This is a genomic window from Paraburkholderia sediminicola (assembly GCF_046027825.1).
Classification (GTDB): Bacteria; Pseudomonadota; Gammaproteobacteria; order Burkholderiales; family Burkholderiaceae; genus Paraburkholderia; species Paraburkholderia sediminicola_D.
On the sequence record NZ_JAQQDU010000153.1, the window covers coordinates 1 to 13,100 of the forward strand.

The 13,100-nt window shown below is 62.3% G+C and carries 11 protein-coding genes; 5 read left to right on the top strand and 6 right to left on the bottom strand.

Annotated elements, in window-relative coordinates:
- Window positions 1–143 precede the first annotated feature (143 nt).
- From PQQ96_RS40010 to aspT (PQQ96_RS40025), 4 genes are all read right to left on the bottom strand, one after another.
- Window positions 144–1,373 (bottom strand): pyridoxal-phosphate-dependent aminotransferase family protein, encoded by a 1,230-nt coding sequence (locus PQQ96_RS40010; RefSeq protein WP_408302619.1) that lies wholly within the window; start codon window positions 1,371–1,373, stop codon window positions 144–146.
- 204 nt (window positions 1,374–1,577) lie between these two features.
- Window positions 1,578–3,242, bottom strand: a complete 1,665-nt coding sequence (locus PQQ96_RS40015; protein ID WP_408302621.1) for a bifunctional aspartate transaminase/aspartate 4-decarboxylase — start codon at window positions 3,240–3,242, stop codon at window positions 1,578–1,580.
- Window positions 3,243–3,345: 103 nt separating this feature from the next.
- The gene (gene aspT / locus PQQ96_RS40020) at window positions 3,346–5,028 is read right to left on the bottom strand and encodes an aspartate-alanine antiporter (protein ID WP_408302623.1); all 1,683 of its coding nucleotides are present in this window, start codon (window positions 5,026–5,028) and stop codon (window positions 3,346–3,348) included.
- 118 nt (window positions 5,029–5,146) lie between these two features.
- Entirely contained in the window at window positions 5,147–6,832 is a 1,686-nt protein-coding gene (gene aspT, locus PQQ96_RS40025; RefSeq protein WP_408302625.1) for an aspartate-alanine antiporter, read from the bottom strand.
- A 125-nt stretch (window positions 6,833–6,957) separates the two neighbouring features.
- Between aspT (PQQ96_RS40025) and PQQ96_RS40030 the strand changes: the two genes are divergently transcribed.
- Together PQQ96_RS40030 and PQQ96_RS40035 are read left to right on the top strand one after the other, a co-directional pair.
- A complete protein-coding gene (locus tag PQQ96_RS40030; protein WP_408302627.1) occupies window positions 6,958–7,164 on the top strand; it encodes a hypothetical protein in 207 nt (68 codons plus the stop codon).
- A gap of 211 nt (window positions 7,165–7,375) precedes the next feature.
- On the top strand, window positions 7,376–8,374 hold the full coding sequence (locus PQQ96_RS40035) for a 2-hydroxyacid dehydrogenase (RefSeq protein WP_408302629.1): 999 nt from the start codon (window positions 7,376–7,378) through the stop codon (window positions 8,372–8,374).
- On the opposite strand, the gene PQQ96_RS40040 is transcribed toward PQQ96_RS40035, so the two are convergent.
- A complete protein-coding gene (locus PQQ96_RS40040) occupies window positions 8,371–8,937 on the bottom strand; it encodes a plasmid fertility inhibition factor family protein (protein ID WP_408302630.1) in 567 nt (188 codons plus the stop codon). The genes PQQ96_RS40035 and PQQ96_RS40040 overlap by 4 nt on opposite strands.
- A 133-nt stretch (window positions 8,938–9,070) precedes the next feature.
- Between PQQ96_RS40040 and PQQ96_RS40045 the strand changes: the two genes are divergently transcribed.
- The 3 genes from PQQ96_RS40045 to PQQ96_RS40055 all read left to right on the top strand — a co-directional run bounded on the left by PQQ96_RS40045 (window position 9,071) and on the right by PQQ96_RS40055 (window position 12,656).
- Window positions 9,071–9,895, top strand: coding sequence for a crotonase/enoyl-CoA hydratase family protein (locus PQQ96_RS40045; protein WP_408302632.1), 825 nt, complete (start codon window positions 9,071–9,073; stop codon window positions 9,893–9,895).
- A gap of 224 nt (window positions 9,896–10,119) precedes the next feature.
- Entirely contained in the window at window positions 10,120–11,286 is a 1,167-nt protein-coding gene (locus tag PQQ96_RS40050; protein ID WP_408302634.1) for an MFS transporter, read from the top strand.
- A gap of 206 nt (window positions 11,287–11,492) precedes the next feature.
- Window positions 11,493–12,656, top strand: a complete 1,164-nt coding sequence (locus tag PQQ96_RS40055) for an MFS transporter (protein ID WP_408302636.1) — start codon at window positions 11,493–11,495, stop codon at window positions 12,654–12,656.
- 165 nt (window positions 12,657–12,821) lie between these two features.
- Here PQQ96_RS40055 and PQQ96_RS40060 read toward each other — a convergent pair.
- Window positions 12,822–13,100, bottom strand: a 279-nt coding sequence (locus tag PQQ96_RS40060) for a hypothetical protein (protein ID WP_408302638.1), incomplete at its 5' end; no start/stop codon positions are given.

Consider the following 13,100-nt stretch of genomic DNA (forward strand, 5'->3'; position numbering starts at 1 on the left):
TAATAGACCACGAAGAAAACAAGGATAGGCCAACGCCACAGGAAAACAGACGAACAGGGCGCCGAGCAGGCAAACAACTCAAGGAAAGCCCAACGCCGTAGGCAACCAGACAAACAAACCAAGCGCCGAGCAGGCCCAAACCTTCACTTCCCTTCCGACAACCCACGCTCCAACGCCGCCACGCCAGCCGGCAACTCAACCTTAACGCCCAGATCCACCATCGTCCGCCCAAGCGCATGCAACGTCCGAAACAGGTTGTGCTCCCGGCACTGCTCACCCATCTGCCCGATCCGCACGATCGGCAACCCGAACGAACCCGAGATTTCCACCTGGTGCTGCCGCGAGATGTGCCCGCAGATATCGCCAGGACTCAATCCTTCCGGCACCTCGATGCCGACCACCGAATTAAGGCGGCACGCCTGCGGGGTGTACAGATTCAGGCCCAACGCAGTGATGCCTTCCTGCAACGCGACCGAACACTTCAGATGCCGCGCAAAACGTTTCTCCAGTGTCTCAGCGCAAACCAGCCGCAAAGCCTCATGCAATGCCAATACACCCGACACAGGCGCCGTATAGTGGTACCCCGCGTTATGCCAGAAATTCTCAGCCAGCGACGCATCCAGACACCAATGCGCATTCGGCGCCGTGCGCCCCTTCACCCGCGCCCAGGCCGCATCGGAAAACGCGATCAGCGACACGCCCGGGATCGACGACAAGCCCTTCTGCCCACCCGTAATCACCGCATCGATACCCCACGCGTCCATCTCCAAAGGCATCGTGCTCAACGTACACACCGCGTCGACGATGACCAGCGCGCCCGCGGCCTTCGCCAATGCGGCAATGTCCTTCAGGTGGTAATTCCACACGGTGTTCGAGGTCTCGCCCTGCACCACCGTCACGATTTCCGGCCGCTCGCGGCGGATCGCCTCGGCAATCTGATCGAGGCTGGCGACCGACCGGTCGTCGACGTCGAGCGTGGCAACCTGCGCACCGACGCGCCGGCCCATCTCCGCCATCCGTTCGCTGAAAAACCCGTTCTTGATGCTCAGCACTTTCGTGCCTTCCCACGCGAGGTTGGAGATCGCCATTTCCATCGCGGCAGAACCCGGCCCGGCGACCCCGAGCACCCACTTCGAGTTCGTCTGGAATACATAGCGCGCCATGGTCTTCACCTGGCCAATCACCTTCACCATCGTGCTGCCCAGGTGATTGATCACCACCGTATTGGCCTTGGCGACCGCCGCGGGAATCGGCACGGGGCCGGCGCCCATCATCAGTAACGGCTCTTCCGGAAGAATGGCGTCGAGCGATTCGACAACCGGACAAGGCACTGCATAGGCAACGGGTGCGGTAGATGTGGATGAAGTCGGCATGATCGGTACGTGAATGTCAGAACGCAAAGGGACAAGCGGCCCCGCCAGCAATGACACTGGCGGGGCCGCTTGTCCGATCATTCACCGATCCGCGCGATTGTGCAAGGTTTTTGTCTATGCCTGACTATGCCTGAGCGCGCTCAAAGCTGACTTCGAGCGCGAATCGAGCACACATCAAGCGTGAATCAGAACCTCAACCCACGCTCACTTCACCGTGGTCTTATCGAGCTTCTTACCGGTTGCCGCGTTATAGCGCTCGACATACTCCTCGATCAGCTTGCGCATCGCGCGGCCAATCTGCCGATAGTCCGACTCGTTCAGATTCGCCAGCGACACCCGTCCGGACGGATGCTGCGTACCGAAGCCGCGTCCCGGCAACAGCACCACGCGCGCTTCGCGTGCGAGGCGGAACAGCAACTCGGACGGTTCGGTGTTCTTCAGCAGCCACTCGACGAACTCACGCCCGAACATCCGCTCGCCAAGGAACTCGATGTCGAGAATCGTGTAGTAATCGACCTGGTTCGGGTCGTCGTCTTCGAACGAGATGCCGACCTCTTCGTACAGCGCCTGCTTGCGCTTGCGGATCAGGCGCTTCAACGCGTTCTTGTACGCATCGGGCGTGTCCATCAGCGCGAACAACGAGAACAACACCATCTGCACCTGCTGCGGCGTCGACAAACCCGCCGTGTGATTCAGCGCGACAGTGCGGCTGTCAGCAACCAGCCGATCGATGAACTTGAGATTTTCCGGTTCGGTCGTGATCGACTCATAACGCTCGTGCAACTGCTTCTTCTGGTCCTTCGGCAGCTCGGCGATCAGCTTGTCGAGCACGTTGTCGCGATGCGTCGCAATCGTACCGAGGCGCCAGCCGGTCGCGCCGAAATACTTCGAGTACGAATACACGAGGATCGTGTTCTTCGGCGCGAGCGCAAACAGCGAGACGAAGTCGTCGGCGAAGGTGCCGTACACGTCGTCGGTCAGCAGGATCAGATCCGGGCGTTCCTTGACGATGTCGGCGATGTATTGAAGGCTCTCGTCATCGATCTTCACCGAAGGCGGGTTGCTCGGATTCACGAGGAAGAACGCCTTCACCTTCGGATCGCGCAGCTTGTCGAGTTCCTTCTTCGAATACTGCCAGCCGCTTTCAACCGTGGCTTCGAGATTGACAACGTTCAGCTGATAGTCGTTGAGGCGCGGAATTTCGATGTACGGTGTGAAGATCGGCAGGCCGAGCGCAATCGTGTCACCCGGCTTGATCAGGTGATTCTCGCGCATCGTGTTGAAGATGTACGTCATCGCCGCCGTGCCGCCTTCCACTGCGAATACGTCGAATTCGCCGACAAACGGATGGTTGCCGATCATCTCCTTGCGCAGGTACTGCCCGACAATCAGTTCGGACAACTTGAGCATCCGGTCCGGCACCGGGTAGTTCGACGCGAGAATCCCCTCGCACATTTCATAGAGGAAGTCGCCCGCGGAAAGGCCGAGCTGATCGCGCACATACGACACGGCGCCACGCAGAAAGTCGATGCCGGGCACGCCCTTGTTTTCGCGCAGGAACAGATCGAAGCGCTCCGTGAGGCCTTCGCGGCGCGGGAAGCCGCCAACGCCCTCGGGCATGAACGCAAACGAACGCTCCGATTCGCGCATCGCAAAGAGACCGAGCTGCCAGAAGCCGTGGCGCGGAATCGTCGCTAGGAAGTTCGGGTTGCCGCGGCCGGCGTTGAGCATCGATGCGTTGGCGGCACGCTCTACCGCGCCGCCACCGGCGGCCTTGATCAGTTCGTCCTTGAGTTCGAACGGGCTGAGCGCCGCGAAGCCGGCTTGAGCCATGTCGCCTTGTTTCTTGCCGCCTTTCTCTTTTGCCATGATGCGTTCTCCATTGTGCAAGTGAATAACGCCGGCGTCGCGAGGGATACGTTCAGTTGACGCCGGCGTAAGAGAGATCGATAAATGCGTGTGCTAAACCAGGCTAAACCAGTCCGACCACGAGCGGGCCGAGCAACGTCAACGCGACGTTCGCAATCGCATAGGTGATCGCGAACGGCACGGTCGGCACGGCGCTTTCCGCCTTGTCGAGCACGCCGCCGAATGCCGGGTTGGCGCTACGCGAGCCAGACAGCGCGCCGGCCAGAATCGCCGCGTTCTTGTAGCCCAGCACGTAGCGGCCGAACAGCATGGTCAGCAGCAGCGGGAACAACGTGACGAACACGCCGAGCAGGAAGATCGTCATGCCGCTCTGCTTGACCGTCACGACCGCCTGCAAGCCGGAATTCAAGCCGACCACCGCAACGAATGCCGCGAGACCGAAGTCCTTCAGCAACTGCGAAGCCGCCGTCGGCATCGCGCCGTACATCGGATGCTTGCCGCGCATCCAGCCGAACAGCAAACCGGCCAGCAGACAGCCGCCACCCGAACCGAGTGTGAGCGGAATGCCGCCCACGTTGAGGACGATCAGCCCGATCAGCAGGCCGAGCACGAGGCCGACGCCCATGTAGATGAAGTCGGTTTTGTTGCTGTACGGGAGTTCGTAGCCGGCTGCATCGACAGCACGCTTGGTGTCTTTCGGCGAACCGTAGAAGGTGATGACGTCGCCGTGCTCGAGCTTGGTTTCGGGCAGGATCGGCAGCGGCTGGCCGGCACGCGTGGCGCTCTGGATATAGACGCCGTGGCGCATGTCGCGATCCACGACTTCGCGCGCAGCGGCGATCGTCGTGTGGTTCATGCCTTTGCGTGTGAACACGCCATCGCGCGTCTGCATCACGACGCCAATGTCCTCGACGTCGGCGATCTCGTTGCCGTTCGCCCCGAATGCGACCACCGCCTCACGGCGGCCCACCACCAGCACTTCGTCGTTGAGTTGCAAGGTCAGATCGGGTGTCGGCTCGAGGGCCTTACCGTCACGCTTGATCTTCTCGATCGTCAACATGTCCTGATGCAGGGTCTCGACTGCCTTGACCGTTTTCCCTGCGCTGACATCGATCCTGTACGCACGCCCCACCAGTTCGGGCAACGCGCGAATTTGCCCCGCGCCGAGTGACGTCGAACCTGAAGAGAGCTCCTTCTCCGCTTCGATCGACGCCTCTCGCAACCCTTGCCCCATGAACTTTGGCAGGATGTTCACGCAGACGATGATCGCGCCGAGCGAGCCGAACACGTAGGTGACCGCATAGGCAATCGCCACATCGGACTGCAGCGACTTGACCTGATCAGCAGGCAGACCGAGACGCGCGATGGCGTCGCCGGCCGTGCCGATGATCGCCGACTGCGTCAGCGCGCCGCCCGCGAGTCCGGCGGCAAGCCCCTTGTTCAGATGGAACAGCTTCGCGCAGACCACTACGGTGACCAGTGCGGAGACGGCGAGAAAGATCGCCATCGCGATCTCACGCAGCGTCTTGCGATTCAGCGAATTGAAGAAGCCCGGCCCGGAGTCGTAGCCGACGGCGTAAATGAACACGGCGAACATCACCGATTTCACGCCGTTGTCGATCGTCACACCCGCCTGACTGATCACGACCGCAGCGAGCAATGAACCGCCTACGCCGCCTAACTGGAATTTACCGAAGTTGATCTGCCCGATGAAGTAGCCGACTGCGAGCGATAAAAACAGCGCAATCTCGGGTGATTTCTGAAAAATGTGATGTAGCCAGTCCATCGTGCCCTCGCTGGATAGTTTTCGATACTGAGTACTGGGTGCTGCATATGCATACGGACCTCACGGCATCCGCATGCGGTCGGCTGCGCGCCACGCCGCGCGCAACCCATCTGCCCGCCTAGCCGAATTTCCCGGCGAGGCCGACCACGACCGGCCCCATCAACGGCAACAGAATGTTCGAGAGTGCATAGGTGATCGTGTAGCCGATCACCGGCGTCGAATTGCCGGTCACGCCGACCAGCGCGCTAATCGCAGGTGTACTGCATTGCTGACCGGCAATGGCGCCGAGCAGCATGGGCGCTTCGAGCTTGAGAAACACGCGGCCGATCCAGAGCGACAGCAAACCGGGCACGAGCACCATCAGGATGCCGACGACAGGCAGCGCCAGACCGTATTCGCGCACCAGCTTGATGGCATCGGGTCCCGCTGACAGCCCGACAGCGGCAATGAAGGTGGCAAGGCCGAAGTCTTTGAGAATTTGCGCGGCAGCCGAGGGCAGCGAGCCGACTAACGGATGGCGCGAACGAATCCAGCCGAACAGCAGGCCTGACAGCAGGCAGCCGCCGCCCGTGCCGAGCGCGATCGACACGCCGCCGATACGCCCGCCGAGATGACCGATCGCCATGCCGAGCAGTACGCCCAGGCCGAGGTAGACAAAGTCGGTTTTCTGGGTCGCGGGCAGCACATAGCCCAGTCGCCGCGCGCCGCGTTCAACGTTGGCCTTCGCGCCCACCAGCGTCAGCACGTCGCCGCGGTTGAGTTCGGTGCCGGGCAGCGCGGGCACCGTGGTTTCGAGCCGCGTGACTGCCGCGATATAAACGCCGCGCCCTTCTTCCGGCTTCGCCCGTTCACGCAACTGCGCAATCGTCAGACCGTTTGCGTCGCTGCGCGTCAGTACGACGTCCAGCTTGTCCGCAAAGACCTGGTCAAAGCCGGCGTCCACCACTTCTTCGCCGAGGCTGGCAGCCGCGGCCACGATCGCTTCGCGCCGCCCGCCCACAAGAATCAGGTCACCAGCGGCCAACGTCAGTTGCGGCTCAACCGGCACGTCGGCTCCGGTGCGCCGAACCTGTTCAATAGTCAGGTTGAAGCCGTAGGTCTGTTCGAACGCGCAAACCGTCCCGCCGGCCGCCGCCGTGCCGACCCGGAACGCGCGGCCGACGAGTGCCGGCGCCGCGGCCCGCTGCCCCTCGCCGAACGCACCGTCGCCGCCGAGTTTGTGCCACACGCGCTCGGCTTCTTCGCGCAAATTGACGCGTAACAGCAGCGGCGCGAACTGGCTGGTAAACAGGACAATGGTGATCAGGCCGAACAGGTAGCTCACGCTGTACGCGGTCACGATGTTGGCCTGCAGACGCAGCGTCTCTGCGTCGCTGAAGCCAAGCTTGGCAATCGCCTCGGAAGCGGTGCCGATCACGGCCGACTCCGTCGCGGCGCCGGCCAGCAAGCCGGCCGCCGTGCCCGCGTCGAGCCGCATCGCAAAGACGGCGATCATGATCAGCACCAGCACCGACACGATCTCGACCACCGACAGCAAGCCGTAGCGCCAGCCCCGGCCGATGTTGGCAAAGAACTGCGGGCCGCCGGTGAAGCCGAGCGCGAAGATGAACAGCGCGAATGCGATGTTCTTCAGATCGGGGGCAAGCCGCGCGCCCGTCTGACCCAGTATCAGGGCCACGATCAACGTGCCGCAGACGCCCCCGAGCTGGATTGGCCCCACGCGAAACGAACCAATGAAGTATCCGATTGCAAGGCTTGCGAACAGCGCGATCTCCGGTTGAGATCTCAGCAATTCACCGATCATATTGGGTCGCCGATTGACGGTTTATTAGCAGAAAGTTGAAAAAAACTCTCTGGATTTTGAAGCGAATTCGATCCGGGCTGCCATGACTCAGGAATGACGCATCCGGCATAACCGGATTCCATTGAATGGAAACTTTATGGCAATGGCATGACGCTCTTGGCGTCAAAAAAGACATGCCGCAATGCAGCGAAGATAGTGCAATTCTTTTCAGCAAGCTCGACAGTCACGCATTCCTCGCGAAGTTGTCTAGGACATTGAAAAAGGCAAGCCCTGCTGATGGCCCGTTTTCAGCACGATTTGTTCATGCATTTTTGAGACTTCTTTTTTTATAATTATTGTAGTTCGGTAGCGCTGTCAATATGATTTTCAATTGCGACCGGTTTCCCTTCGCAAAAGATGATCTTTAGTAAAGGTTCAAATCGTTTTCGGACCGCGCATCGCAAGCGGTGATCATTACCATAAAGGGCCGATATACTGAGCTGCCCGCATGCCGCGCCGTTAGCCGATATTCACCGCGCCGGCACGTTTTCTTCGGAGCCATTCATGCGCATGATCCTGTTCAGCAGCCATCAGTACGACAAAGACACGTTCGCCGAGGCGAACGGTGCGCATCGCTATGAGCTGCACTTCCAGGAATCGCACCTCGATGTCGAAACCGCGGTTCTCGCCCGGGGCTATGAAGTGGTCTGCCCGTTCGTCAACGACAACGTCGACGCGGCCGTCCTGGAGTATCTCCATGCCGGCGGCACGCGCATGATCGCGCTGCGCTCAGCGGGCTTCAATCACGTCGACCTGACCGCGGCCGAACGTCTTGGCATGACGGTTGCCCGGGTGCCGGCCTACTCGCCGTACGCGGTTGCCGAACATGCCGTCGGTCTGATTCTGGCGCTGAACCGGCGCTTGCCGCGCGCGGTCGCGCGCACCCGTGAAGGCGATTTCTCGTTGCATGGGCTGCTCGGCTTCGACCTGCACGGCAAGACGGTGGGCGTGATCGGCACCGGCATGATCGGCCGCGTGTTCGGCCGCATCATGGCGGGTTTCGGCATGCAGGTGCTCGCCTATGATCCTGGCACGCCGGCCGACGACCTGCTCGCGCTCGGCGCACGCTACGTGCCGCTCGACACGCTGCTGGCTGAAAGCGACATCGTCAGCCTGCATTGTCCGCTGGTGCCCGACACGTACCATCTGATCGACGAGCCCGCGCTCGCGAAGATGAAGCGGGGCGCGATGCTGATCAATACCGGGCGCGGCGGCCTTGTCGAAAGCAATGCATTGATCGGCGCGTTGAAAGACGGCCAGCTCGGCCATCTCGGGCTCGACGTGTACGAGGAAGAAGGCGGCCTCTTTTTCGAGGACCATTCGAACCTGCCGTTGCAGGACGACGTGCTGGCACGTCTGCTGATGTTCCCGAACGTGATCGTCACCGCGCATCAGGCATTCTTCACGCGCGAGGCGATGAACGAGATCGCGCAGACCACGCTCGATAACGTCGCGGCATGGCAGGCCGGCACGCCGCGCAATGTCGTGCAGGCGCGAAGTTAGGGGTTGCCGCCGCCATCCACCGTGGTCGGGCGGATCGCTGTGCGGGCGTCGTCCGCTGCGCCGCACAGCTCGCGCAATAAGGCCACCTCGCGCTCGTGCACTTCCACCGGAAACCAGCGCGCGCCCGCATCGGCCAGATAGCGCGCGCGATGCTGGCCATTGCGAAACGCCACCACGCCCTCGCGCTCGAGACCGACCCAGCCGAGGAGCCCCGGCGCGCGACGCGTCGAGATCGTCACATACGGCATCTGCGGGATGCGCGGATTGTCCGGATCGAGAAATTCGCGGATGCCACGCACCTTGCCCGCATGCCACTCGGCGACCGGCTTCAACACGTAATCCGTGTTGTCGCGATCCGCGCATTCGAGCAGCTTGCGTGCATCGACCATGACCACTTGATGGCGCGTGCCGTCAGTCACGAAGACGCGTTTCAGGCGCACATGGTCGTACCATGTATGGTCATGTTCATATAGAGGCACGATCCAGACCGTCTCGGCGGAGGCCGGCGTGGCTGCGGGCGATGAATTGGACAAAGGCAAAGGCAGGCTCGATGAGTTAGTCAAAAAACGTCAGCGCGTCAAAAGAGCGCTAACGCTACGAGCCGATTGTGAAAGATGCATGACAACCAACGGTATTAATCACACGGCATGAGCACACGGCATGAGCAGCCGAACGCGAACCTTTACGGACACAACGATGATAACCCCGCAGCATTTGAATGAATACGTGCGCATCGAAGTCAACGAAGACACCGGCGTCGCCACCATCGTGCTCGACCGGCCCATGCGTCGCAATGCCGTCGACCGTCCTACCGCGGAAGCGCTCAGCGCCGCCTTTCGCCGCTTCGAAGCGGAGCCGGCATGGCGTGCGGCCGTGCTGTTCGGTGCGGGCGGCACCTTCTGCGCCGGCGCGGATCTCACCGCACTCGCCGACGAGACCCGCCGCAATGAACTGCACGTCGACGGCAGCGGTCCCGGTCCAATGGGACCGACGCGCATGAGCTTCAGCAAACCGGTGATCGCCGCGATTGCCGGCTATGCCGTCGCGGGCGGCCTGGAACTGGCCGCGATGTGCGATCTGCGAGTCGTCGAAGAAGATGCCGTGCTGGGTGTGTTCTGCCGCCGTGTCGGAATCCCGCTAATCGATGGCGGCACGATCCGTTTGCCGCGACTGATCGGGCTGTCGCGTGCGCTCGATCTGATTCTGACCGGCCGCGCGGTGGACGCGCAGGAAGCGCTCGGCTTCGGTCTCGCCAACCGTGTCGTGCGCAAGGGCGAGGCACGCGCGGCGGCGGAACAGTTGGCTGCTGAACTGGCGGCCTTTCCGCAGGCGGCGCTGCTCGCGGATCGCCGCTCTGCATTGGAAAACAGCACGCTCGAGGATCTCGCCCTGGCGCTGCGGCGCGAAGGTGCCGGCGGCTATCAGGCGGTATTCGACGAGGGCGTGACAGGCGCCGCACGTTTCGCCGAAGGGGCCGGCCGTCACGGCAATACCTTCAAATCGGACGACAGTACGTCATAAAACAACGCCACTCTCGCCGGCGAATACACGTCAAAGCGCGCCAACGCGCGCGCCAAGGCAGCTTTCAGCAAAAAACAACAGCCGGCTTGACGCTCAGCAAGGCTGTTTTGACTTAGGTAGAATCCCCTACTGATTTCCCCTCGCACGGCGCATGCGTTCTCGTCCCGAAAAATGCGCGCCTGCCGCACGACGTATCCCGTCGCGCCGATTCACGCTCCGTCACCATGCCTTTGCCCCTCCTCGCCCTTGCCGTTGCCGCTTTTGGAATCGGTACCACTGAATTCGTGATCATGGGGCTGCTGCCCGATGTCGCGCGCGATCTATCCGTGTCGATCCCGGCCGCCGGCATGCTGGTGTCGGCGTATGCGCTCGGTGTCACCATCGGCGCGCCGATCGTCGCGATCGCCGTGGCCAACATGCCGCGCAAGAAGGCGTTAATGAGCCTGATCGGCGTCTTCATCGTCGGCAATCTGCTGTGCGCGATCGCGCCGGGCTACGCGGTACTGATGGCCGCGCGCATCGTCACGGCGTTTTGCCATGGCGCCTTCTTCGGTATCGGTTCGGTGGTCGCTGCCGGTCTGGTCGCGCCGAACCGCCGCGCGCAAGCCATCGCGCTGATGTTCACGGGCTTGACGCTCGCCAACGTCCTCGGCGTGCCGCTCGGCACAGCGCTCGGCCAGGCAGTGGGCTGGCGTGCGACCTTCTGGGCGGTCACGGGCATCGGCATTCTCGCTGCGGGCGCGCTCGCGGTATGCCTGCCGGCGAAGATCGAAATGCAAAAGGCCAGCCTCGTCCGCGAATTCAGCGTGCTGAAGAACCCGCAAGTGCTGATGGTGCTCGGCATTAGCGTGCTCGCGTCGGCCAGCTTGTTTTCCACCTTCACCTACATCACGCCGATTCTCGAAGACGTGAGCGGTTTCACGCCGCATGCGGTTACGTTCGTGTTGTTGCTGTTCGGCCTCGGCTTGACGGTGGGCAGCACCCTCGGCGGCAAGCTCGCGGACTGGCGGCTGATGCCCTCGCTGGTTGCGTTCCTGTTGGCGATTGTCGTGATCCTGACCATTTTCGCCGGCACGATGCACGCTGAGATCCCGGCGATGATCACGATCTTCGTGTGGGGCATTCTGGCCTTCGCGATTGTGCCGCCGCTGCAAATGCTGATCGTCGACCGCGCGAGCCATGCGCCGAATCTGGCATCGACCCTGAATCAAGGCGCGTTCAACCTCGGCAATGCAACGGGCGCGTGGCTCGGCGGTATGGCGATCGGCGCGGGCGCGCCGCTCACCACGCTGCCGTGGGTCGGGGTGGCGACCTCGATCGGTGCGCTGGCGCTGACGCTGTGGTCGGTGTCGATCGACCGGCGTGCGCAACGGATGGCGGTGGCCGGGTAACCGAGGCACGACCGCGCCGGCCGCGCGGACGGCTCCAGCCAGGACAAGGTTTGCATCACCGCCGCCGGCCAACGGGGCTGGCTGCGTGCCGTCACCGATCGGGTACCGGGCATCACCTCGACAGCAAGCGAACGCGGTCCTCACCCGCGTTCATGCAATCCGCACAAAGGTGCGAATGACCCGCAGCCGTAGTAGCATCTCGGCCGATGAAAGTCATCTTCACTCGCGATTTCCTCGCTCTGATCCTGAGTGTTGCCGTCGTCGGACTCGGCAGCGGCGCCACGCTTCCCCTCACGGCCCTCGCGCTGACGCAAGCAGGCTATGGCACCGACGTGGTCGGCCTGTTGACGGCTGCGCAAGCGGGCGGCGGCCTCATTGTCGTGCCGGTCGCCGGTTGGGTCGCGGCGCGTTTCGGCGGCCGCCAGGTGATCGTCGGCGCGGTGCTGGTGGTGGCGCTCGCCACCGCGCTGATGCAGCTCACCTCGAACCTGTGGCTATGGGCCGTGTTGCGCGTCCTCTGCGGCGCCGCGCTGATGCTGCTCTTCACAATCAGCGAAGCATGGGTCAACCAGCTCGCCGACGACGCCACGCGCGGCCGCGTCATTGCGATCTACGCCACCAACTTCACGCTGTTCCAGATGTCGGGCCCGGTGCTGGTGAGTCAGATCGCCGACTACACGCACTGGCGCTTCATGATTTGCGGCGCGATCTTTTTGCTGGCTTTGCCGGCGCTCGCCAGCATCCGCAAGACGCCGCACGCGGCGGAGGATGAGCACGCGGCGCATGGCAGTTGGCGCCATGTGCTGCCGCAGATGCCGGCGCTCGTGATTGGTACGGGGTTTTTTGCGTTGTTCGATACGATCGCGCTGTCGTTACTGCCGCTTTTCGCCATGGCGCATGGTATTACGAGCGAGGTGGCTGTGCTGTTTGCGTCGGCGTTGCTGCTTGGTGACACGACCATGCAGTTTCCGATTGGCTGGCTCGCTGATCGGCTCGGGCGCGAGCGCGTGCATATCGGTTGTGGTGTGATTGTTGTGGTGTTGCTGCCGTTTTTGCCTTGGGCGGTTACGTCGCCGTGGCTGTGTTGGCCTCTGCTTTTTGTGCTTGGTGCTACGGCTGGGGCGGTTTATACGCTGTCGCTTGTTGCCTGCGGCGAGCGGTTTCGGGGTGTCGCGCTTGTGTCGGCCAGTTCGCTGGTCGGGGCTTCGTGGAGCGCGGCTAGTTTTGGTGGGCCGTTGGTGGCCGGGGCGTTGATGAAGGGCGTCGGCAATGATGCGATGGTCGGCGTGCTGCTGGTTGCTGCGCTTGCGTTTCTTGGGGCTGTTTGGTGGGAAAGGCGGCGGGCGATGGTGCAGGTTGTTGGATCGTGAGTGTTTTTTGCCGCCTGCTGCGGTGGCCTTTCCTTGATCTGGGTTTTTGGGCTTTTGGCCTTTTCTTGAATTCTTAGTGGTCTATCAGCGTTGCCCCTGTGCGGGGCGGCACTTACTTTCTTTGCCGCCGCAAAGAAAGATAAGCAAAGAAAGCGGCTCAACCCGCTAATTCTTAAGCGGGTCCCTCGCGCAGTCGCGGTAGTGGTGCATCTGGAATCCGTGCTCTTGCACCTTCAGCGTCAGTGACAAAGCGCTCATCAGCTCCCACTCCGCACTGCGTGCGTCGCGGATGGGTATGCATGGGAAACCAGGGGCGCGCTTACGGCTCGTGAGGAACCGTCCCTTTGACTCGGTGAGAAGCCCTAGCCGCACCTCCGGTTTGACGCCGTGCCGTGCCGTGCCGTGCCGTGCCGTGCCGTGCCGTGCCGTGCCGTGCCGTGCCGT